Annotated in this window: 19 protein-coding genes; 14 read left to right on the forward strand and 5 right to left on the reverse strand. The window is 70.5% G+C overall.

The window, feature by feature from the left end; translation table 11 throughout:
* Positions 1 to 48 precede the first annotated feature (48 nt).
* The 3 genes from rlmN (at position 49) to IM778_RS01255 (ending at position 5,392) form a co-directional block, all read left to right on the forward strand.
* Positions 49 to 1,311, forward strand: coding sequence for a dual-specificity RNA methyltransferase RlmN (rlmN, locus tag IM778_RS01245; RefSeq protein ID WP_194410295.1), 1,263 nt, complete (start codon positions 49 to 51; stop codon positions 1,309 to 1,311).
* A gap of 206 nt (positions 1,312 to 1,517) precedes the next feature.
* Positions 1,518 to 3,251, forward strand: coding sequence for an ABC transporter ATP-binding protein (locus IM778_RS01250; protein ID WP_194410296.1), 1,734 nt, complete (start codon positions 1,518 to 1,520; stop codon positions 3,249 to 3,251).
* Positions 3,248 to 5,392, forward strand: a complete 2,145-nt coding sequence (locus IM778_RS01255; RefSeq protein WP_420488840.1) for an ABC transporter ATP-binding protein — start codon at positions 3,248 to 3,250, stop codon at positions 5,390 to 5,392. The genes IM778_RS01250 and IM778_RS01255 overlap by 4 nt, the downstream gene beginning before the upstream one ends.
* An 88-nt stretch (positions 5,393 to 5,480) precedes the next feature.
* Here the strand turns inward: IM778_RS01255 and IM778_RS01260 are convergent, their stop codons facing one another.
* Positions 5,481 to 6,398, reverse strand: coding sequence for a LysR family transcriptional regulator (locus IM778_RS01260; protein WP_194410297.1), 918 nt, complete (start codon positions 6,396 to 6,398; stop codon positions 5,481 to 5,483).
* A 105-nt stretch (positions 6,399 to 6,503) separates the two neighbouring features.
* On the opposite strand from IM778_RS01260, the gene IM778_RS01265 reads away from it, so the two are divergent.
* The 3 genes from IM778_RS01265 (at position 6,504) to IM778_RS01275 (ending at position 8,446) form a co-directional block, all read left to right on the forward strand.
* On the forward strand, positions 6,504 to 7,517 hold the full coding sequence (locus IM778_RS01265) for an aldo/keto reductase family protein (protein ID WP_194410298.1): 1,014 nt from the start codon (positions 6,504 to 6,506) through the stop codon (positions 7,515 to 7,517).
* A 6-nt stretch (positions 7,518 to 7,523) separates the two neighbouring features.
* Entirely contained in the window at positions 7,524 to 8,003 is a 480-nt protein-coding gene (locus IM778_RS01270) for an NUDIX hydrolase (protein ID WP_194410299.1), read from the forward strand.
* A 71-nt stretch (positions 8,004 to 8,074) separates the two neighbouring features.
* Positions 8,075 to 8,446 (forward strand): VOC family protein, encoded by a 372-nt coding sequence (locus tag IM778_RS01275; RefSeq protein WP_194410300.1) that lies wholly within the window; start codon positions 8,075 to 8,077, stop codon positions 8,444 to 8,446.
* Between the two features lie 25 nt (positions 8,447 to 8,471).
* Here the strand turns inward: IM778_RS01275 and IM778_RS01280 are convergent, their stop codons facing one another.
* From IM778_RS01280 to IM778_RS01295, 4 genes are read right to left on the reverse strand one after another with little or no spacing between them, the layout of a single operon-like run.
* Positions 8,472 to 9,002 (reverse strand): ribonuclease H family protein, encoded by a 531-nt coding sequence (locus IM778_RS01280; protein WP_194410301.1) that lies wholly within the window; start codon positions 9,000 to 9,002, stop codon positions 8,472 to 8,474.
* A 9-nt stretch (positions 9,003 to 9,011) separates the two neighbouring features.
* Positions 9,012 to 9,476 (reverse strand): GbsR/MarR family transcriptional regulator, encoded by a 465-nt coding sequence (locus IM778_RS01285; RefSeq protein WP_228484679.1) that lies wholly within the window; start codon positions 9,474 to 9,476, stop codon positions 9,012 to 9,014.
* A gap of 9 nt (positions 9,477 to 9,485) precedes the next feature.
* A complete protein-coding gene (locus IM778_RS01290) occupies positions 9,486 to 11,105 on the reverse strand; it encodes an ABC transporter permease (protein ID WP_194410302.1) in 1,620 nt (539 codons plus the stop codon).
* The gene (locus IM778_RS01295; protein WP_194410303.1) at positions 11,102 to 12,055 is read right to left on the reverse strand and encodes an ABC transporter ATP-binding protein; all 954 of its coding nucleotides are present in this window, start codon (positions 12,053 to 12,055) and stop codon (positions 11,102 to 11,104) included. Before IM778_RS01295 ends, IM778_RS01290 begins: the two co-directional genes overlap by 4 nt.
* 155 nt (positions 12,056 to 12,210) lie before the next feature.
* On the opposite strand from IM778_RS01295, the gene IM778_RS01300 reads away from it, so the two are divergent.
* From IM778_RS01300 to IM778_RS01335, 8 genes are all read left to right on the forward strand, one after another.
* Complete coding sequence (locus tag IM778_RS01300) at positions 12,211 to 12,867, forward strand: GntR family transcriptional regulator (protein WP_194410304.1); 657 nt, start codon at positions 12,211 to 12,213, stop codon at positions 12,865 to 12,867.
* A 10-nt stretch (positions 12,868 to 12,877) separates the two neighbouring features.
* Positions 12,878 to 14,422 (forward strand): MmgE/PrpD family protein, encoded by a 1,545-nt coding sequence (locus tag IM778_RS01305; RefSeq protein ID WP_194410305.1) that lies wholly within the window; start codon positions 12,878 to 12,880, stop codon positions 14,420 to 14,422.
* A gap of 142 nt (positions 14,423 to 14,564) precedes the next feature.
* Entirely contained in the window at positions 14,565 to 15,485 is a 921-nt protein-coding gene (prpB, locus tag IM778_RS01310; protein WP_194410306.1) for a methylisocitrate lyase, read from the forward strand.
* Positions 15,486 to 15,570: 85 nt separating this feature from the next.
* Positions 15,571 to 16,761: a bifunctional 2-methylcitrate synthase/citrate synthase gene (locus tag IM778_RS01315; protein WP_194410307.1), complete on the forward strand. Its 1,191-nt coding sequence runs from the start codon at positions 15,571 to 15,573 to the stop codon at positions 16,759 to 16,761.
* Positions 16,758 to 17,210: a hotdog fold thioesterase gene (locus tag IM778_RS01320; RefSeq protein ID WP_194410308.1), complete on the forward strand. Its 453-nt coding sequence runs from the start codon at positions 16,758 to 16,760 to the stop codon at positions 17,208 to 17,210. The genes IM778_RS01315 and IM778_RS01320 overlap by 4 nt, the downstream gene beginning before the upstream one ends.
* A gap of 162 nt (positions 17,211 to 17,372) precedes the next feature.
* Entirely contained in the window at positions 17,373 to 18,551 is a 1,179-nt protein-coding gene (locus tag IM778_RS01325; RefSeq protein ID WP_194410309.1) for a thiolase family protein, read from the forward strand.
* A 102-nt stretch (positions 18,552 to 18,653) separates the two neighbouring features.
* Positions 18,654 to 21,026, forward strand: a complete 2,373-nt coding sequence (locus IM778_RS01330; protein WP_194410310.1) for a PEP/pyruvate-binding domain-containing protein — start codon at positions 18,654 to 18,656, stop codon at positions 21,024 to 21,026.
* Complete coding sequence (locus IM778_RS01335; RefSeq protein WP_194410311.1) at positions 21,023 to 21,622, forward strand: TetR/AcrR family transcriptional regulator; 600 nt, start codon at positions 21,023 to 21,025, stop codon at positions 21,620 to 21,622. The genes IM778_RS01330 and IM778_RS01335 overlap by 4 nt, the downstream gene beginning before the upstream one ends.
* Positions 21,623 to 21,671 lie beyond the last annotated feature (49 nt).

Genomic DNA, 21,671 nt, shown 5'->3' on the forward strand with positions numbered 1-21,671 from the left:
CGGCCCGGCATCGGCATCCGTCCAGGCGCGTCGCCTACCCTGGATCGCATGACCGAGTCCTCTTCTCCCGTGCGTGCGACCAAGCCCAAGCAGGTGCGGCCGGCGACCGAGGGGTGGACGCAGAAGAAGGATGCCGAGGGCCGGCCGCTCCTCCAGTTCGCCAGCCCCAAGCGCGGCAAGCCGCCGGTGCACCTCGCCGACCTCACTCCCGAGCAGCGCGTCGAGAAGGTCAAGGAGCTCGGCCTGCCGGGGTTCCGCGCCAAGCAGCTCGAGAAGCACTACTTCCAGCACTGGACGCACGACCCCGCCGACATGACCGACCTCCCGGCTGCCGGTCGTGAGGAGTTCGTGCACGGCATGCTGCCGCCGTTGCTGACCGAGGTGCGCCGCCTCGAGACCGACCGCGGCGACACGATCAAGTTCCTGTGGAAGCTGCACGACGGCGCTCTCGTCGAGTCGGTGCTGATGCGCTACCCGGGCCGCATCACGCTGTGCGTGTCGTCCCAGGCCGGCTGCGGCATGAACTGCCCGTTCTGCGCGACGGGTCAGGCGGGGCTCACACGGAACATGTCGGCGGCCGAGATCATCGAGCAGATCGTCCGCGCGAACCGCCTCATCGCCGACGGCGGCCTCGGCGGCAAGACCCTTCGACGGGCTCAGGGACCGGGCCAGAGGCCCGAGCGGGTCTCGAACATCGTGTTCATGGGCATGGGCGAGCCGCTGGCCAACTACTCCCGAGTGATGCAGGCCGTCCGCGTCATGACCGACAAGGACCACGGTCTCGGCATGAGCGCCCGCGGCATCACCGTCTCGACCGTCGGTCTGGTGCCCGCGATCACAAAGCTCGCGAACGAGGACATCCCGGTCACCTTCGCCCTCTCGCTGCACGCGCCCGACGACAAGCTGCGCGACGAGCTCATCCCGGTGAATTCGCGCTGGAAGGTCGACGAGGCCCTCGACGCCGCGCGCGCCTACTTCGACAGGACGGGCCGCCGCGTCTCGATCGAGTACGCGCTCATCAAGGACATGAACGACCACGCGTGGCGCGCCGACCTCCTCGCCGAGAAGCTCAATGCGCGCGGGCGCGGCTGGGTGCACGTCAATCCGATCCCGCTCAACCCGACGCCGGGCTCGATCTGGACGGCGTCCGACGTGCCGGTGCAGAACGAGTTCGTCCGCCGTCTCAACGAGGCCGGCATCCCGACGACCCTGCGCGACACGCGCGGCAAAGAGATCGACGGCGCGTGCGGTCAGCTCGTCGCGACCGAGGACGACCAGGCGGTCGCCGCCGTCACCCCGCTCGAGGCCTGACGGCGACGGATGCCTCGAGCCGCGGCATCCGTGGCTTCCCAATACGCGATATATCGTGTTAGAGTGCTGAGCGGTCGCCGGGTCCGGGTCCGATGGCCGCCTTTCGCCCTCCGCGAACCGGCCTGACGGATGTCGGCGGTCCGTGGGAGTGTCTTCTCCACAATCCCTCGCGCTTTCGTGCGCTTTCTCGCGCCATGGAGATCCCTGTGCTCGCCAAACTCCTCGTCCGATATCTGCGACCGTCCGCGTGGCTCCTGCTCGGCGTGCTGGTGTTCCAGTTCGCGTCGGCGCTGGCCATGCTCTTCCTGCCCAACCTCAACGCCGACATCATCAACAACGGCCTCGTCCAGGGCGACACCGAGTACATCCTGAACACCGGCCTGCTCATGCTCGCGGTGTCGCTGGGCCAGATCGTCGCCGCGATCATCGCCACGTGGTTCGCCGCACGCGCCGCGATGCGCGCCGGGCGCGACATGCGCGACGACATCTTCGAGCGCGTGTCGGGCTTCTCCGAGCGCGAGGTCACCGGCTTCGGCGCCGGGTCGCTCATCACGCGAAACACCAACGACGTGCAGCAGGTGCAGATGCTCGCGATGATGTCGGCCACGTTCCTGGTGTCGGCGCCGCTGCTCGCGATCGGCGGCATCATCCTCGCGGTCGCCCAAGGCCCCAGCCTGTCGTGGATCATCGCCGTCGCGGTGCCGGTGCTGCTCCTCGTGGCGGGGCTCATCATCGGCCGCATGGTGCCGCTCTTCCGCGCCTTCCAGGTCAAGCTCGACGGCGTGAACCGGGTGATGCGCGAGCAGCTCACCGGCATCCGCGTCATCCGCGCGTTCGTGCGAGAGCCGATCGAGGAGCGCCGCTTCGACGAGGCCAACACCGACATCATGGTGGTCGGCCGCAAGGTGGGCTCGCTCTTCGTCGTGCTCTTCCCCGCCGTCATGCTGATCCTCAACGTCACGGTCGTGGGGGTGATCTGGTTCGGCGGCATCCAGGTGGATGCCGGCGACATCCAGATCGGCACGCTCTTCGCCTTCATGCAGTACGTCATGATCATCCTGTCGGGGGTCATGATGGCGAGCTTCATGACGATGATGATCCCGCGCGCCGCGGTGTCGGCCGAGCGCATCGGCGAGGTGCTCGACACCCGCTCGACGCTCTCCCGTCCGGCCGACGCCCGGTCCGACTTCCCCGAGCCCGGCGCCGTCGAGTTCCGCGACGTGACCTTCACCTACCCCGGGGCCGAGCAGCCGATCCTCTCCGGCATCACCTTCCGCGCCGCCCCCGGTGAGACGGTGGCGGTCGTGGGATCGACCGGCGCCGGCAAGACGACCCTGGTCTCGCTCATCCCGCGCCTGTTCGACGTGACCGACGGCGCGGTGCTCGTCGGCGGCGTCGACGTGCGCAAGGCCGACCTCGACGCGCTGTGGCGCTCGATCGGCCTCGTCCCGCAGCGGCCGTTCCTGTTCTCCGGCACGGTCGCCTCGAACCTGCGGTTCGGTCGCGAGGAGGCGACGGATGCCGAGCTCTGGCACGCGCTCGGGATCGCCCAGGCGCGGGACTTCGTGGCGCAGATGGAAGGCGGCCTCGACGCGCGCATCGCGCAGGGCGGCGCCAACGTCTCGGGCGGCCAGCGCCAGCGCCTCGCGATCGCGCGGGCCATCGTGCACAACCCCCGGGTCCTCGTGTTCGACGACTCGTTCTCGGCCCTCGACCTGACCACCGACGCGAGACTCCGGCAGGCGCTGTGGCGCGAGCTGCCGGAGGTGACGAAGATCGTGGTCGCGCAGCGCGTCTCGACGATCACCGACGCCGATCGCATCATCGTGCTCGACGACGGCGGCGTCGTGGGCCTCGGCACTCATGAGCAGCTGCTCGAGACGAGCCAGACCTATCGCGAGATCGTCGAATCCCAGCTCGGAGCGGAGGTCGCCCGATGAGCGACGAGAAGAAGACGAACCGCCGCGCAGCGCGTGGCGCACGCAAGCCCGCCGCGACGCTGGAAGCCGCGGTGGCCGAGCTCAGCCCCGAAGAGAAGCTCGAACTCGAGATGGCCGAGCAGGCCCGTCTCGCGGCCGACGACTGGAGCGGTGGCGTCGCCCCCGGCAAGGCCGCGAACTTCGGGACGTCGTTCCGGCGACTGCTCGGACTGCTCAAGCCGCACGCCTTCGCCCTCATCTTCGTGACGCTCCTGGGCTCGATCGGCGTCGTGCTCACCGTCGCCGCGCCGAAGGTGCTCGGTGAGGCGACGAACATCCTGTTCGAAGGCGTCGTCTCGTCGATGGCGCCCGCCGGGGCGACCAAGGAGCAGGTCGTCCAGGGCCTCGTCGACGCGGGCCAGCAGGATCTCGCCAACATCGTGTCGGCGATGCAGAACTTCGTGCCCGGCGCGGGCGTCGACTTCATGGCGCTCAGCCGCGTGCTCCTGTTCGTGCTCGCGCTGTACTTCGCATCCTCGCTGCTGATGTGGATCCAGGGCTACGTCATGAACGTCGTCATGGTCCGTGTGATGTGGCGCATGCGCGAGCAGGTCGAGGCGAAGATCCACCGCCTGCCGCTGAGCTACTTCGACCGCGTCCAGCGCGGCGAGCTCATCTCGCGCGTCACCAACGACATCGACAACATCACGCAGATGATGCAGCAGTCGCTGTCGCAGGCGCTCACGAGCGTGCTCACGGTGATCGGCGTGCTCATCATGATGCTGTCGATCTCGTGGCAGCTGACGCTCGTGGTGCTGGTGAGCTTCCCACTCATGGGAGTGCTGTTCGGCGTGATCGGCCCTCGTTCCCAGAAGGCCTTCGGCACGCAGTGGCGCAAGGTCGGCCGCCTGAACGCCCGCGTCGAGGAGTCCTTCTCGGGTCACGCGCTCGTCAAGGTCTACGGTCGCGAGAAGAGCGCGCGAGAGGCGTTCCGCGTCGAGAACGAGGAGCTCTTCCAGGCATCGTTCAAGGCGCAGTTCCTGGCGAACATCATGCAGCCCGCGATGATGTTCATCGGCAACCTGACGTATGTCGGCATCGCGGTCTTCGGTGCGCTCATGGTCGCGGGCGGCCAGCTGCGCCTCGGCGACGTGCAGGCGTTCATCCAGTACTCGCAGCAGTTCACCCAGCCGCTCGCGCAGCTCGGCGGCATGGCCGCGGTCGTGCAGTCCGGCACGGCGTCGGCGGAGCGGGTGTTCCAGCTGCTCGACGTCGACGAGCAGGAGCCCGACGCCGTAGACGCGCCGGCGCCGGTGGACGGCGACGGCACCATCGAGTTCCAGGACGTCGCGTTCTCGTACTCGCCCGACCGCCCGCTGATCCACGATCTGTCGTTCCGGGTCGAGCCGGGTCAGACGGTCGCGATCGTGGGGCCGACAGGAGCGGGCAAGACGACGCTGGTGAACCTCATCATGCGCTTCTACGAGCTCGACGGCGGCCGCATCCTGCTCAACGGACAGGACATCGCCGAGCTCACGCGCCGAGACATCCGCGCCAAGACCGGCATGGTCCTGCAGGACCCGTGGCTGTTCGCCGGCTCGATCCGCGAGAACATCCGCTACGGCCGAGCCGACGCGACCGACGACGAGATCCTGGCGGCCGCCCGTGCGACGTACGTCGACCGGTTCGTGCACTCGCTGCCCGACGGGTACGACACCCTCCTCGACGAGGACGCGTCGAACATCTCGGCCGGTGAGAAGCAGCTGATCACGATCGCCCGCGCGTTCGTGGCGCAGCCCTCGGTGCTCATCCTCGACGAGGCGACCAGTTCGGTCGACACGCGCACCGAGCTGCTCGTGCAGCACGCGATGGCGGCGCTCCGTAAGGGCCGCACGTCGTTCGTGATCGCGCACAGACTCTCGACGATCCGCGATGCCGACCTCATCCTCGTGATGGAGAACGGCGGGATCGTGGAGAAGGGCACGCACGACGAGCTCATCGAGGCGAAGGGCGCGTACTTCCGGCTGTACAACTCGCAGTTCCAGCAGGCCGCGACCGATCTCGACGAGCAGTTCGGCGCGATCGTCGAGGAGCCCGCCGGCGACGCGGCAGGGCAGTCCGTCGACGGCGCCGCCGAGGATGAGGCCGCGACCGTCTCGTGACGCGGCATCCTCTCGTCCCGCGCCCTCCGGCGCGGGACGAGAGGATCATCAGGCGGGCGACGGCCTCGTGGCGCTCGTGGCCGCGCCGTCAGCTCAGCGCAGCCTCCGGCAGGAGATCGGCGTCGCTGGATTCCCGATCCAGGGCGAGGATGTCGAGCAGGCGCCCGGCTGACGGGTCGGCCGTCGGCGCCACGATCGCCGAGACGACCCACTGCGGCGTGGAATCCTGCGGAAGGGACACTCGGACCAATCCCTCGGCGTGCGGCTTGGATGCCACGTGTTCCGGAACGAGCGCGATCCCCAGACCGCGGTGGACGAGGTCGAGGAGCGTGTGCACGTCATCGACCGTGCAGCGCACCCTCCGGCGCACGCCGTGCGACGCGAACGCGGCATCGTTGAGCGACCGCACGCCCCACGCCGGGCGGAAGTCGACGAACTCGCGGTCCTTCAGCTGCGACCACGCGACCCGGCCCGACCCCGCCAGGGCATCGTCGGGCGGTGTGAGCAGCACGAGGGGACGCCGGCCCAGCTCAGTGGCACGCACCGTCGAGACGTGCTCGGTCGTCGCGACGAACGCCACATCGAGCTCGCCGCTGCGGACCTGCGCCGTCAGCTCGTGGGATCCGGCCTGCGTGAAGTGGATGTCGACGAGCGGATGCCGGCGGTGAAAGCGCTCGAGCAGTGGCGGCACATCGACGAAGCCGAGGCACTGCTCGGCGCCGACCCGCAGGCTGCCCGACAGCTGATGCGTCGCCCGCACGACGGCATCCCGTCCCGCGGCGGACTGTGCGAGCATGCCGCGAGCGTGCGGCAGCAGCGCGAGACCCGCGTCGGTCGGCACGACGCGCCGGGTGGTGCGCGAGAACAGGCTCGTGCCCAGCTCCTCTTCGAGTCCGCGGATCGCCGCTGAGAGGCCGGACTGCGTGACCCCGCAGATCGACGCGGCGCGCGTGAACTGCTGCTCGTCGGCGAGGGCGACGAAGTACTCCATCTGGCGCAGATCCATTCATACACAGTACTTCTGAATCGCATGGTTCGCAGTTGTTGGACTTATGGGGGCCGGGATGCCTAGGGTGAGAACCCCACCCACTCCGGAAGGAACGACTCTCGAATGGTCGAATATCGGTACCTCGGCAACAGCGGACTCAAGGTCTCAGAGATCACGTACGGCAACTGGGTGACCCACGGCTCGCAGGTCGAGAACGACGCCGCCGTCAAGACGGTGCATCGCGCCCTCGACCTCGGCATCACCTCGTTCGACACCGCAGACGTGTACGCGAACACGGCTGCAGAGTCCGTGCTCGGCGAGGCCCTCAAGGGGCAGCGGCGTGAATCGCTCGAGATCTTCACGAAGGTCTACTGGCCCACCGGCCCGAAGGGCCCGAACGACACCGGGCTCAGCCGCAAGCACATCCTCGAGTCCATCAACGGTTCGCTGCGACGACTGGGCACCGACTACGTCGAGCTCTACCAGGCGCACCGCTTCGACTACGAGACGCCTCTCGAAGAGACGATGCAGGCGTTCGCCGACGTCGTGCGCCAGGGCAAGGCGCTGTACATCGGCGTGTCGGAATGGACCGCCGAGCAGCTGCGCGAGGGGCACGCGCTCGCCAAGAGCTACGGCATCCAGCTCATCTCCAATCAGCCGCAGTACTCCGCGCTGTGGCGCGTGATCGAGGGCAAGGTCGTTCCGGCGTCGGAGGAGCTGGGGATCTCGCAGATCGTGTGGTCGCCCATGGCGCAGGGCGTGCTCTCGGGCAAGTACCTGCCCGGCCAGCCCGCTCCGGCGGGGTCGCGCGCGACCGATGAGAAGAGCGGCGCCAACTTCATCTCGCGCTTCCTGCGCGACGAAGTGCTCGAGGCGGTCCAGAACCTCAAGCCGATCGCCGACCAGGCCGGCCTCACGCTGGCGCAGCTGGCCATCGCGTGGGTGCTGCAGAACAAGAACGTGGCGGCGGCCCTGGTCGGGGCATCCCGGCCCGAGCAGCTGGACGACACCGTCAAGGCGTCCGGTGTGAAGCTGGACGCCGACACCATGGCTGCCATCGAGGCGGCGCTCGCACCCGTCGCGACCACCGACCCCGAAGAGACCTACTCGGTTTCGCCCAAGACGCGCCCGGCCTGATCCGCCATGTCCGCGACCAGCGCCGGCATCCTGCTCTATCGACTCGATCCCGAACCCCGCGTGCTCATCGCGCACATGGGCGGGCCGTACTGGGCGAGCAAGGATGCCGGCGCGTGGTCGATCCCCAAGGGCGAGTACGTCGAGGGGGAGGAGTCCGCGCTCGACGCGGCCCGGCGCGAGTTCCGCGAGGAGCTGGGCGTCGACGCTCCCGACGGGCCGTTCGCCGAGCTCGGCACGTTCCCGTACTCGTCGGGCAAGCGCGTGACGGTGTTCGTCGCCGACGGCACCGGGTTCCCGCTCGACGACCTCGAGTTCGGCGAGTTCGAGCTGGAGTGGCCGCCCCGGTCGGGGCGGACGGCGTCGTTCCCGGAGGTCGACCGCGTCGAATGGATGCCGCTGCCCGAAGCCCGCGAGAAGCTCGTGAAGGGGCAGCGCCCGGCCATCGACCAGCTCGGCGAGCACCTGTCGCAGGCGACCGGAGGCTGACACGCCCACTCTTGTGACTGTCCGAAGCCCCGGTCACACTGGACGGGTCGAACCCCACGAGAGGATCCACGATGGCTCACGGTGACATCACGCACATCGACATCCCGGTCAGCGACTTCGACCAGGCGAAGGCCTTCTACTCCCGCCTCTTCGGCTGGGAGATCGCCGAGGTGCCCGGTTTCGAGGGCTACCCGATGTGGCAGGCGCCCAACAAGATCTCTGGCGGCGGCCTCGCCCCGCGCGAAGAGGGCTTCTCGCAGCCGCGCTCGTACGTCGAGGTGGACTCGATCGACGACGTCGTCGCGGCCGCACGAGACGCCGGGGCCACGGTGCTCATGGAGAAGAGCGAGATCTCTCCCACGAGCTGGTGGGCGGTCATCGCCGACCCCGACGGAAACGTCATCGGCCTCTACGAGGGCACCACCGGCGAGCCCGAGGCCTGAAGCGGCGACTGACGCGGGGCCCCGGTCAGCGGCCGTTCTTCGGGCGCTCCGAGACGTCGATCCTGTCGTGCGCACCCAGTGACGACCACGCGCTCGCGACGCCCTTGGCGGCGTGCTCGGAGGCGCGCACGGCGCGCTCGTCGGCCCACGCGTTCAGGACGTGGCCGGAGTGGCCGCGCACGTGCTCGAGCACCACGTCGGGCAGGCCGGCCGCGCGGCGCGCGTCGCGGGCCACGATGAGCTGCTCGAGCAGGTCGACGTTCTTCGTGGGCGCCCCGGTCGAGGTCTTCCAGCCACGGCGACGGTGCCCGTCCATCCACTTCTCGTAGGTGTCGATCGCGTACCGCGAGTCCGCCTGGACCACGAGGTGTGCGACATCGGCGTGATCCTCGATGGCCTTCAACAGCCCGGTGAGCTCGCCGATGTTGTTCGTGCCGACCGGGATCGAGCCGGCGGCCCAGTGGCCGTCCTCGCCGACCCACGCCCATCCCGTCGGTCCGGGGTTGCCCTTGCAGGCGCCGTCGGTGGCCACGATGTACGGAAGTGCGTCGGTCACCTGACGAGGCTACCCGCGCCCGGCGCGCCACTCGGCCGCGATCTCCGGCACCCGCTCGCTCAGGTACCGCAGGAAGTCTGCGACGTCACGCGCACGAGCGACCGAGGCCGGGGCATCCGTGTTCTCGTCCGCGATGCGGTCCAGCTGCATCGCGAGTGCGGCGTACAGCGGGGCGTTCGCGGTGATCATGCCGTCCCAGGCGTCGTCGGTGAGGTCGTATCGGTCGCGGCGGTCCCCGGGCCGCGAGAGCCGTTGGATCAGCCGCATCGAGATGAGGTAACGCACCGCCCCCGACACCGCCGCGGGCGAGACCCCCAGCCGCTCGGCGAGCTCAGCGGCCGTGTACCCGTCGTCCGGCGAGCCGACCAGGGCCATCATGACGCGCGCGGGCATGCGCGCCATGCCGGCAGCCGTGAGCATCGCCGCCGCCTGCTCGGCCGCCTCGATTCCCGGATGATCCACGTCGCCCCCCACTGTTCGAATCTATCCGCCCGCGGTGACCTCTCGTCGTCGCATCAGGGCGAGGGCCGCCCCGACGCCGATGCCGACCGCGAGCACCAGCCAGACCAGGCCCTGCGGATCGACGTCATCGCCCTGCATGACCGGCGCCGACGCCATCGGCGACAGCTGGGTGAGCCACTCGGGGAACCCGAAGATCGGGCCGAACATCCCGAGGACCATGCCGAGGATGACCAGCGTCCATCCGAGCGGGATGGTCAGTCGCGGTGCGAGCACGAATGCGAGCGCCGTGAGCGCGAGGAAGACGGATGCCGCCGCCACCTGCCCGGCGCCGGTGATGAGCACCGTCCGCATCAGCAGCTCGTCCTCGCCCTGTGAGGCCAGCCCGACCAGAGAACCCGCGGCTCCTGCGACGATCACGGCCACCAGCCCTGCCAGCGCGAGGAGGAGGTAGCCCGACAGCCAGCGGACGCGGCCGACGACACCCGCCAGCACGACCTCGGCCGTGCCGTGGACCTCCTCCTGACGCGCGCGGCAGACGATCTGCACCGCGCAGCAGGCGGCGAGGATTCCGAGCATCGTGTAGAAGGTGGTGATCGTGGCCTGCTGGAGGTCGCCCGAGCCTGAGATCTGAGCGAGGATCTGCTCGATCGCGGGGTTGTCGGCACTGATCTCCTCGACCACCCCGGCGAGCGTGGTCGACAGCATCCCGACGAGCAGTCCTCCCACGGCCCAGCCGGCGATGCTGCCCCGGGTCAGGCGCCACACGAGCCCTGCCGGCGTGGAGAGGCTCGCCGGCGCGGTCACGCGTCCGGCTCGCTCGGCGATGAAGCTGCCGCCGAGATCGCGCGCGGTCGTCAAGGCGACCGAGACTCCTGCGAGCACCAGCCCGAGCGCGAGACACAGCACGGCCGGCCACCACGCGTTCTCGTCGAAGGCGCGGGTGTTCTCGGCCCAGCCGAACGGCGAGAGCCAGGTCAGCCACGAGCTCTCCATCCGCGTGAGGGCGTCGTTCGGCGTGCCGACGGCGTTGCCGATGCCGCAGATCACGAACGACACCAGCAGGGTCCACACCGACAGCGAGTTGGCGCCGCGCGACGTGCGCATGAGCTGCGCGGCGAAGAGTCCCACTCCGACGAATGCGATGCCGATCGATCCTGCGGCGACGCCCACGAGCAGCGAGCCCTCGACGTCGTTTCCCGTCATCAGGAACGCGACGGCGACGAGTGCGGCCAGGATCACGTTGGCGAGCACGCCGTGCACGATGGTCGCCACGATCGGTGCGGCGCGTCCGGCCGGCGTCGCCGAGACCAGTTCGGCGCGGCCGGGTTCCTCCTCGCCGCGGGTGTGGCGCACCGCGAGGAACGAGCTCATGAACGCCGCGAGCATCGCCAGCCACGGGAGGATGAGGAAGACCATCAACTCGCTCTGGCCGGTGCCCGACGGCAGCCCGCGGAAGAGCAGGATGACCGGATTGGCCAGAGCCGTCGCGATGAGCGCCTGACGTTCCTGCGCCGTGCCGAAGGACTCTCCGACGCCGACGTAGGAGAGATAGGCCAGCGCGGCGGTGCCCAGGATCCACAGCGTCAGCTGCCGCCAGTCCCGGCGCGCACGCTGACCGACGAGGACGCCGAGCCGGTTCATCGCCCTGCCGCCGCGGGTGCCGCCGGAGCGTCCGTCGACTCCGTGCCGCGTCCGAGCTCGTCGCCGTAGTGCCGGAGGAACAGCTCCTCGAGCGACGGCGGGGCGATGCGCAAGCCGGCGACGGCGCGGTGGCCGAGCTCGGGGAGGACCGTCGAGATCGCCTCGCTGTCGACGGTGAACCGCACGCGCCCGTCCTCGGCCGACACGTCGTGGGCACTCGTGAGACCGGCCGCGACCGAGACATCCGTCCCCTCGAACGACACCTCGGTGCGCGTGAGGTGGCGGAGATCGGCGAGGGTTCCCGATTCGACGATGCGGCCGGCGCGGATGATCGACACGCGATCGCACAGCTGCTCGACCTCCGACATGATGTGGCTCGAGAGCAGGACGGTCGCGCCCCCTGCGCGGACGCGCATGATCTCGCGGCGGAACATGACGTCCATCAGCGGGTCGAGGCCGCTCGTCGGCTCGTCGAGGATGTACAGGTCGGCCGGCACCGAGAACGCGGCGATGAGGGCGACCTTCTGCCGGTTGCCCTTGGAGTAGGCGCGGCCCTTCTTACGGGGATCGAACTGGAACGCCTCGATGAGCCGTTCGCGCTCGGCACGGTAGGCGGGGTCGCGTCGCGATGCTCCGCGCAAGCGCGCCATGAGATCGATCGCCTCGCCGCCTGACAGGTTCGGCCAGACACTGACATCCCCGGGGACGTACGCGATACGGCGATGGAGGGTGACGGCATCGCGCCACGGATCGCCTCCGAAGACGGATGCCTCGCCGCCGGTCTTGCGTGCGAGCCCCAGCAGGATGCGGATCGTGGTGGACTTGCCGGCGCCGTTGGGGCCGAGGAAGCCGTGAACCTTGCCCTCCTCGACGGTGAGATCGAGGCCGTCGAGAGCGTGGACGCGGCCGTAGTGCTTGGTGAGGCCGCTGGTGCGGATGACAGTGGTCATGCCGGCGAGCGTACACCGATTTCACAAATTCATGAATACTCTTCACGGCCCAGTGGGGCTATGTATACCATTGCGCGGCACGACCCGGATCGATTGGCGTATCGATGGGCTTTATGTATACACTGACCGAGTCTCGTGACGAGGAGGTGATGCGGATGCGGGCGAGTGACCGCGCGTACGCGACCCTTCTCGACGAGATCCAGTCGGGCATCCTGCGCCCCGGCGCCGTGCTCGGTGAGGTCGAGCAGGCGGCACGGCTGGGGGTCAGCCGCACTCCCCTGCGCGAGGCGCTCGGGCGTCTCGCCGCCGACGGGCTCGTCGCTCAGCAGTCGCCGCGCGTGACGGTGGTGACCGCGATCGACGCCGACGACATCCGCGAGATCTTCGAGGTGCGCCGGGCTCTGGAGGAGTCCGCGGCGCGCCTGGCCGCCGAGCGAGGCGACGCCGAGGCGTTCGCCGCGCTCGCGCGCGCGTTCGGCGAGGTCGACCCCAACGGGCCGGGCGACGGCGACGGCCCGGACGACTACTACGGACTCATCGCGCGGTTCGACGAGACTCTCGACGCCGCCGTCGCGAACGGCTACCTCACCGCGGCCCTGCGCACCGTCCGCACGCACCTCGTGCGCGTGCGGCGCCTCGCCCGCGACAATCCCGATCGGCTCGCGGCATCCGTCGCCGAGCACCGCCTGATCGCGTCGGCCATCGCGGCCCGCGACGCCGATCTCGCCGCCCACGCCACGCACGTGCACCTGCACAACGCGCTCACCAACATCCTTCGATCCCTCGGGGCTTCGACAAGCTCAGCGACCTGAAAGGCCCGACATGCCCGTCATCCACCACCTCCGAGTCCACCGCAGCGACGAGAACCTCGCGCGCGAGGGTCAGCTCGCCTGGCACATCGCCGAGGTCGCCGCCGATCCCGTCGCGGTCGAACCCGACGTCGTCGACATGATCATCAACCGCGTCATCGACAACGCGGCGGTGGCCGCGGCATCCCTCACCCGCCCGCCCGTCAGCGCCGCGCGCCAGCAGGCGCTCGACCACGCCGTGTCGGTCGGCGGCTCGGGCGCGACCGTGTCCGGCTGCGCCCTCGACCGCAAGACGAGCCCCGAGTGGGCGGCGTGGGCCAACGGCGTCGCGGTGCGCGAGCTCGACTACCACGACACGTTCCTGGCGGCGGACTACTCCCACCCCGGCGACAACATCCCGCCCATCCTCGCGGTCGCCCAGCACGTCGGCGCCGACGGCGCGGCGCTCGTGCGCGGCATCGCGACCGGGTACGAGATCCAGATCGACCTCGTGCGCGCCATCTGCCTCCACAAGCACAAGATCGACCACGTCGCCCACCTCGGTCCGTCGGCCGCCGCCGGCATCGGCACGCTCCTCGGCCTCGACGTCGAGACGATCTACCAGGCTGTCGGGCAGGCGCTGCACACCACGACGGCCACGCGCCAGTCGCGCAAGGGCGAGATCTCGACGTGGAAGGCGCACGCCCCCGCATTCGCGGGCAAGATGGCGGTCGAGGCCGTCGACCGAGCGATGCGCGGCGAGACGTCGCCGAGCCCGATCTACGAGGGCGAGGACGGCGTCGTCGCGTGGATGCTGGACGGCCCGGAGGCGTCGTACGACGTGCCGCTCCCCGCGGCGGGCGAGCCCAAGCGCGGCATCCTCGACTCGTACACGAAGGAGCACTCGGCCGAGTACCAGGCGCAGGCCTGGATCGACCTCGCCCGTAAGCTCCACGGCGAGCACCCGGTGCTTCGACAGGCTCAGCAACCGGGTTCTGAGGTGAACGTCGAGTCGATCGTGCTGCACACGTCGCACCACACGCACTACGTCATCGGCTCGGGCGCGAACGACCCGCAGAAGTACGACCCGAAGGCCTCGCGCGAGACGCTCGACCATTCGATCCCGTACATCTTCGCGGTCGCGCTGCAGGACGGCGGCTGGCACCACGTCGACTCGTACACCCCCGAGCGCGCCGGCCGTCCCGACACCGTCGAGCTGTGGCACAGGATCACCACCGCCGAAGACGCGGAGTGGACGCGCCGGTACCACTCCGACGACCCGAACGAGAAGGCCTTCGGCGGTCGCGTCGAGATCCGGCTGACCGACGGCTCGGTCATCGAGGACGAGATCGCCGTCGCCGACGCCCACCCGCTCGGCGCGCGGCCGTTCGCCCGGGAGGACTACGTGCGCAAGTTCCGCACGCTCGCCGACGGCGTGCTCGCAGAGGAGGAGATCGAGCGCTTCCTCGACCTCGCGCAGCGCCTGCCCGAGCTCACCCCCGAAGAGGTGCAGCAGCTCACGATCGTCGCCGACTTCGGCGTGCTCGCCGGCGCTCCGGCCCCGAAGGGCCTGTTCTGATGCTGCGTTTCGTCTCGCGGAGACCCGCACTGAGCGAGCGCCAGCGAGCCGAAGTGTCGCTCGACGACCGGGGTCCTCGGTCGTCGAGCGAGGGAGCGCCGGCGACCGGGACGAGACGCCCTGAACCGACGAGGAGCCTCTGATGCTGTACTCGACCGTGCCGGCGCACGAGAAGCGGCGGGCCTTCCGCGAGCGGCTCGCGAGCGGCGAGCTGCTGCGATTCCCGGGAGCCTTCAACCCGCTCAGCGCCCGGCTCATCGAGCGCAAGGGCTTCGAGGGCGTCTACATCTCGGGCGCGGTGCTGTCGGCCGACCTCGGCCTGCCCGACATCGGGCTGACGACGCTGACGGAGGTGGCCGGTCGCGGGCAGCAGATCGCGCGCATGACCGACCTCCCGGCGATCATCGACGCCGACACCGGGTTCGGCGAGCCGATGAACGTCGCCCGCACGATCCAGACCCTCGAGGACGCCGGGCTCGCCGGCACCCACATCGAGGACCAGATCAACCCGAAGCGCTGCGGCCACCTCGACGGCAAGGCCGTCGTCGACGAAGACACCGCGATCAAGCGCATCCGCGCGGCCGCCGATGCCCGCCGCGACCCGGACTTCCTCATCATGGCCCGCACCGACATCCGTGCCCTGCACGAGGGACAGGCGGGGCTGGATGCCGCGATCGACCGCGCGAAAGCGCTCGTGGACGCCGGGGCCGACGCCATCTTCCCCGAGGCGATGCGGACCCTCGAGGAGTTCGCCGCCGTGCGCGCGGCCGTCGACGTGCCGATCCTCGCGAACATGACCGAGTTCGGGAAGTCCGACCTGTTCTCGGTCGACCAGCTGCGGGACGTCGGCGTCAACATCGTGATCTGGCCGGTCTCGCTGCTGCGGATCGCGATGGGCGCGGCATCCCGCGCTCTCGATACGCTCGTCGACGAGGGTCACCTCACGTCCAGGCTGGACGAGATGCAGCACCGCGCCGACCTCTACGACCTGATCGACTACGAGCACTACAACCACTTCGACCAGGACGTCTTCAACTTCCAGATCGACACCACCGGCCGTTGAGCGGGCGAAGCGAGACGAAACGCAGCGACCGTCTCGTCGCTTCGCTCCTCGCTCGACGACCGGGCCCCAGCAAAGGAGCAAGGCCATGACGGATCCCGACATCAAGAAGGGATTGGCCGGCGTCGTCGTCGACTACACGGCGATCTCGAAGGTCAACCCCGAGACCAACTCGCTGCTCTACCGCGGCTACCCGGTGCAGGAGCTCGCGGCGACGCAGCCGTTCGAGGCGGTCGCGTACCTGCTGTGGAACGGCGAGCTGCCCACCGACGTGCAGCTCGCGCGGCTGCGGGCGACCGAGCGCTCGTATCGAGCGCTGCCCGCCGACGTGCGCGCCGCGATCGACCTCGTGCCGCTGGATGCCCACCCGATGGACGAGGTGCGCACGGCCGTGAGCCTCATCGGCGCCCGCGATCTCGCCGGCACCGGCTCGGTGCTCGATGCCAGCGGCAGCGCCGACGAGAACCTGTCGCGCAGCATCCGTCTCTTCGCGGTCCTCCCCTCGATCGTCGCGTACGGTCAGCGCCGCCGCCGTGGGCTGCAGCCGGTCGCGCCGCGCGACGACCTCGACTACGCGGCGAACTTCCTGTGGATGACCTTCGGCGAGGAGTCGCACGAGGTCGTGGTCGACGCCTTCAACCGCTCGATGATCCTCTACGCCGAGCACTCGTTCAACGCCTCGACGTTCACCGGCCGTGTGATCGCGTCGACGCTGAGCGACCTGTACTCCGCCGTCGTCGGTGCGATCGGCGCGCTCAAGGGCCCGCTGCACGGCGGCGCGAACGAGGCCGTGCTGCACATCTTCGACGAGATCGGCTCGGCCGAGAACGTCGGCCCCTGGCTCGACGAGGCGCTCGCCGAGAAGCGCAAGATCATGGGCTTCGGCCACCGGGTGTACAAGCGCGGCGACTCGCGCGTGCCGACCATGAAGGCGGCGCTCGACGAGCTGGTGCACCACTTCGACCGGCCCGATGTGGCGGCCCTCTACGACGCGCTCGAGTCAGAGTTCGTCTCGCGCAAGGGCATCTACCCCAACCTCGACTACCCGTCGGGACCGGCGTACAACCTCATCGGCTTCGACACGCTCACCTTCACGCCCCTGTTCGTGGCCGCTCGTGTCACGGGGTGGACGGCGCACGTCATGGAGCAGCTCGCCTCCAACGCCCTCATCCGCCCGCTGTCGGAGTACAACGGCCCGGCCGAGCGCCACATCGACGGGTACGTCCCGGATGCGGCGACTCTCGCCGCGGTCGATCGCGCCGAGGAGTCCGCGGGGTGAGCCTCTGGCACGACCTCGAGGGAGTCGACCTCGCCGCCATGGCGCACGGCACGCTCATCGAGAACCTCGGTATCGAGATCGTCGAGGTCCGCGACGACGCGCTGGTGGGACGAATGCCGGTGGACCGGCGCACCGTGCAGCCCGCCGGCGTCCTGCACGGCGGCGCGTCGGTCGCGCTCGCCGAGACGCTCGCCTCGTGGGCCGGCTACCTCGCGGTCGATCGTGAGCGGTTCCACGCCGTCGGGCAGGAGATCAACGCCAACCACATCCGCCCGGTGTCGACGGGCTGGGTGACCGCGACCGCGACGCCGGCGAACATCGGCCGCCGCTCCCACGTGTGGGAGATCCGCATCGTCGACGAGGCCGGAAAGCTCGTGTGCATCTCGCGGTGCACGCTCGCCATCATCGAGCAGCGCAGCACCTACGCCACGCCCGACGCCCGCGGCTGACCACTTCGGCGCCCGCAGTGGCGCCACTTTCCTGAGATGGCGCACCAGATCTGGTGTGCTCTCTCAGGAAACTGCAGCCGCAACCGTTCGGCGCGGCAGATCGCACGCGCGGCGGCCCGCGGCATCCGTCACCGTCCTAGGCTGAAGAACAAGGAGGCTCTCATGCCCGAAGCCGTCATCGTCGACGTCGTCCGCACTCCGTCCGGACGCGGCAAGCCCGGGGGAGCGCTCAGTTCCGTGCATCCCGTCGACCTCGCCGCGGGTGTCCTCACGGGCCTCCTCGAGCGCAACGGGCTCGAGTCGACGCAGATCGACGACGTGCTCGTGGGGTGCGTCAGCCAGATCGGCGACCAGGCCATGAACATCGCGCGGCAGGCGGTGCTCGCCGCCGGGTTCGAAGAGACGGTTCCCGCCGTCACGATCGACCGCCAGTGCGGCTCGAGCCAGCAGGCCGCCCATTTCGCGGCGCAGGGCGTCATCGCCGGCTCCTACGACATCGTGATCGCCGCGGGCGTCGAGTCGATGAGCCGCGTGCCGCTCGGGTCGTCGCGCCAGGGCGGATCGACCGCTCCCGGCATCCGTACGCGCTACCCCGACGGGCTCGTCAACCAGGGCGTCTCGGCCGAGCTCATCGCGCAGCGGTGGGGCTTCGGCCGAGAGGAGCTCGATGCGTTCTCGGCCGAGTCGCACCGGCGGGCGGCGGATGCCTGGAGCCGCGGCGCGTTCGACTCGCAGGTGCTCCCCGTGCTCGCCGGCGGCGCCGATGCGGTCGCGTTCGACGAGACCGTGCGGGCCGGCACGACGGTGGAGGGGCTGTCGGGGCTGAACCCGGCGTTCCGCACCGACGAGCTCGCGGCGCGGTTCCCCGAGCTGGACTGGCGCATCACCGCGGGCAACTCGTCGCCGCTCACGGACGCGGCATCCGCCGCCCTCATCATGAGCGAGCAGAAGGCTGCGGAACTCGGGCTCACGCCCCGTGCTCGTTTCCACTCGTTCGCGGTCGTCGGCGACGACCCGATCATGATGCTGACGGGCCCGATCCCGGCGACCCGGCGGATCCTCGACCGCAGCGGCCTGTCGATGGGCGATCTCGACGCGTACGAGGTGAACGAGGCGTTCGCGTCGGTGCCGCTCGCGTGGCGGAAGGAGCTCGACGCCGACCCCGCGAAGCTCAACCCGTGGGGCGGAGCGATCGCGCTCGGGCACGCCGTCGGCGCGTCGGGCACGCGCCTGCTCGGAACGCTCGTCGCCCACCTCGAGGCGACCGGTGGCCGCTACGGCCTGCAGACGATGTGCGAGGGCGGCGGCATGGCCAACGCCACCATCGTCGAGCGCCTGTAGCCGTCGGCGCGGTGGAATCGGGCCGGAACCGCCGCGTCGGGCTTGAACCGCCACCGAGAACGTGGTCAACTTAGAGAACGATCCGTTCACTAAGGAGCGCCGATGCCCGCACTCGAGCACGTCACGCAGGACGCAGGGCGACTCGTGGCGCCGCTGCGGGCGTTCGGGCGCGACGATCTCGAGCGCGCCGGAGGCAAGGGCGCGAACCTCGGCGAGCTGATCAGGATCGGGATGCCGGTCCCCGACGGCTTCGTCGTCACCACCGACGCGTACGCCGCGGTCGATGTGCCGGCGCGCGATCACGCGAGCTACGAGCACGCCGAGCTGCCCGCTCCGCTCGCGCGAGCCGTCGCCGACGCCTACGCCGCACTGGGCGGCGGTCCCGTGGCGGTGCGATCCAGTGCGACGGCCGAGGATCTGCCCGGCGCCGCCTTCGCCGGCCAGCAGGACACCTACCTCAACGTGGTCGGCGAGCCGGCCCTGCTCGACGCGGTCCGCCGGTGCTGGGGCTCGCTGTGGGCGGAGCGCGCGGTCACGTACCGGGCGCGGCTCGGCATCGATCCCGACGACGTCCGCATCGCGGTGGTGGTGCAGCGCATGATCGATCCGGATGCCGCGGGCGTCATGTTCACGGCGGATCCGGTGACGGGCGACCGCGGCCACGTCGTCGTCGAGGCGGGCGCCGGGCTCGGCGAGGCGGTGGTCTCGGGGCTCGTCACTCCCGACCGCTACGTGCTGGACCGTGCAGCGAAGCTGGGGCAGTACACGCCGGGAAGGAACGAGGTCGTCGTACGGGCGACGCCCGGCGGCGGGGTCTCGCACGACACCGCGCCCGTCGCCGGCCGCCTCGACGATGCCGTCCTCGACGAGCTGGTGCGACTCGGGGGCGAGGTGGAGCGCCACTTCGGCCGTCCGCAGGACATCGAGTGGGCGGTCGAGTCGGGCCGAGTGCACCTCCTGCAGGCGCGGCCGATGACGGCGCTGCCGCCGCCCCCGCTCGCCCGCCGCCTGAATCCGCTGCAGCGCCGGCTGACGGCGGTGCTGATGGAGCTGCTGCCGACGCGCCCGTACCCGATGGACATGTCGACGTGGGTGCCGCACGGCCCGGCGGGGCTCATGGCCAAGGTCACCGAGAGCCTCGGGATCCGCCGTGCGTTCGAGGACTTCCTGCGCGAGAAGGACGGCGTCGTCTATCAGCTCGTTCCGCCCCGACCCCACCCCCTGCCCCGCGTGCTGCTCGCGCCGTTCCGGGTGGCATCGCGTGCCCGGCGCTTCGATCCGGCGCGCTGGACCGATGACCCCCGCTACGGCGCGTACCGCGAGAGGGTGCGCGAACTGGCCGCGCGGGATCTCACCGCGCTGAGCTGGGCCGAGCTCGTCCGCGTGCCGCGCGAGGCGCTCGACCTCGTGGAGCCCGTCACCGACCTGCGCATCGACTACCTCCCCGGCTCGGGTGTCGCCGTCGCGCGGCTGTTCCTCGCCCTCAGGGTCAGCCGCAGCCGCATCCGGCTCGGCGACCTGATGCTCGACGGGCGCAGCCGCACCGAGCAGGCGAACCGCGACCTCGAGGCGCTGGCGGGAACCGTGCGCGCCGATCGTGATCTCGCCGAGCGCTTCGCGACGGAGGAACCCGCCGAGCTGCTTGCGACGGCGGAACGGATGCCGCAGTTCGCGGCCCTCATCGCCGAGCACGGTCATCGCGAGTCGGCGTCTCCTCTGCTCGCCAGCTCGCCGACGTGGGGCGAGGCGCCCGAGATCGTCGTCGGCCTGGTCAAGGCGCTCGCCACCGCCGACGCAGCCCCCTCGGAGCGGCCGCGCGCCGACGCCGGATTGTCCCCGCGCCTGCGCCGCCTCGTGGAGCGCGCGCGGGCGGGTGCGGCATTCCGCGAGGACTCGCACTACGAGTTCACGCGTCCGCTGCCGATCCTGCGCGCGGCGCTGCACGAGCTGGGCGGCCGCCTGGCTGCGGCCGGCGTGCTGGACGATGCCGCCGACATCTGGCATCTGCGCCTCGAAGAGATCGAGGACCTCGACGAGCCCGCCGCGGCGGGGGGACGGCTGCGCGACGCCGCGCGCGCGCGGGCGGCCCGGCGGGACGAGCTCGCCGGCGTGCGGCTGATCGATCCCCGGTCGGTCTTCCCGGCACGTGACGCCGGCGACGCCCTCGTCGCAGGCGAGCCGGCCAGCGGCGGGCGGGTGAGCGGACCGGTCCGCATCATCCGCGAGCCCGCGGAGTTCGGACGGCTCGCGAACGGCGACATCCTCGTCTGCCCGTACACCAACCCGTCCTGGACGCCGCTGTTCCAGCGCGCGGCCGCGGTCGTCGTCGACTCGGGCGGCATCGCGTCCCACGCCGCGATCGTCGCCCGCGAGTACGGCATCCCGGCGATCATGGGCACGGCGGACGGCACCGCGGTGCTGCGCGACGGCCAGACGGTGACGGTCGACGGCGACACCGGGCGCGTGACCGCGTGACCGCCGCCGACGACCACCGCTCCCGCCCGCGCCGGCGCGGCGAGGCGCTGGACGTGGCGATCCTGGAGGCGGCGCTCGAGGAGCTCACCGAGGTGGGCTATGCGGGGCTGACGATGGAGCGGGTCGCCGAACGCGCCCGCACCGGCAAGGCGTCGCTGTACCGCCGCTGGCCCACGCGCATGGAGCTGACTCTCGACGCCGTGCGCCAAGCCATGCCCGACCCGGCCTCGCCGCCCGACACCGGCGCGTTCCGCACCGATGTCCTGGAGTGCCTGCGCGAGAACGCCGCCCTGCTGGCAGGGCCGGCCGGTCAGGCGCTCCGCGGCCTGCTCGGCGATGCGATGGCCGATCAGGAGCGCATGCGCGCGCTGCGGCGCGGCTCGCAGGGATCGGGGGTGACGGCGATGACCGAGATCGCGCGGCGGGCGGTCGCCCGCGGCGAGATCGATCCCGCAGCGGTCACGCCGGCGCGCCTCGGGGTCGCCCACGCGATGCTCCGCCAGCACTTCCTGTTCGACGGGACGGTGATCGGCGAGGACGACCTCGCCGAGATCGTCGACGACGTGGTCGTGCCGCTGTTCGCCCCGCGGCGCTGACGCACGTGCACTGCAAGCGGTTGCGAGAACCGGGTGCACACGCGAGGCC

Source organism: Microbacterium cremeum, from assembly GCF_015277855.1.
Taxonomy (GTDB): Bacteria; Actinomycetota; Actinomycetes; order Actinomycetales; family Microbacteriaceae; genus Microbacterium; species Microbacterium cremeum.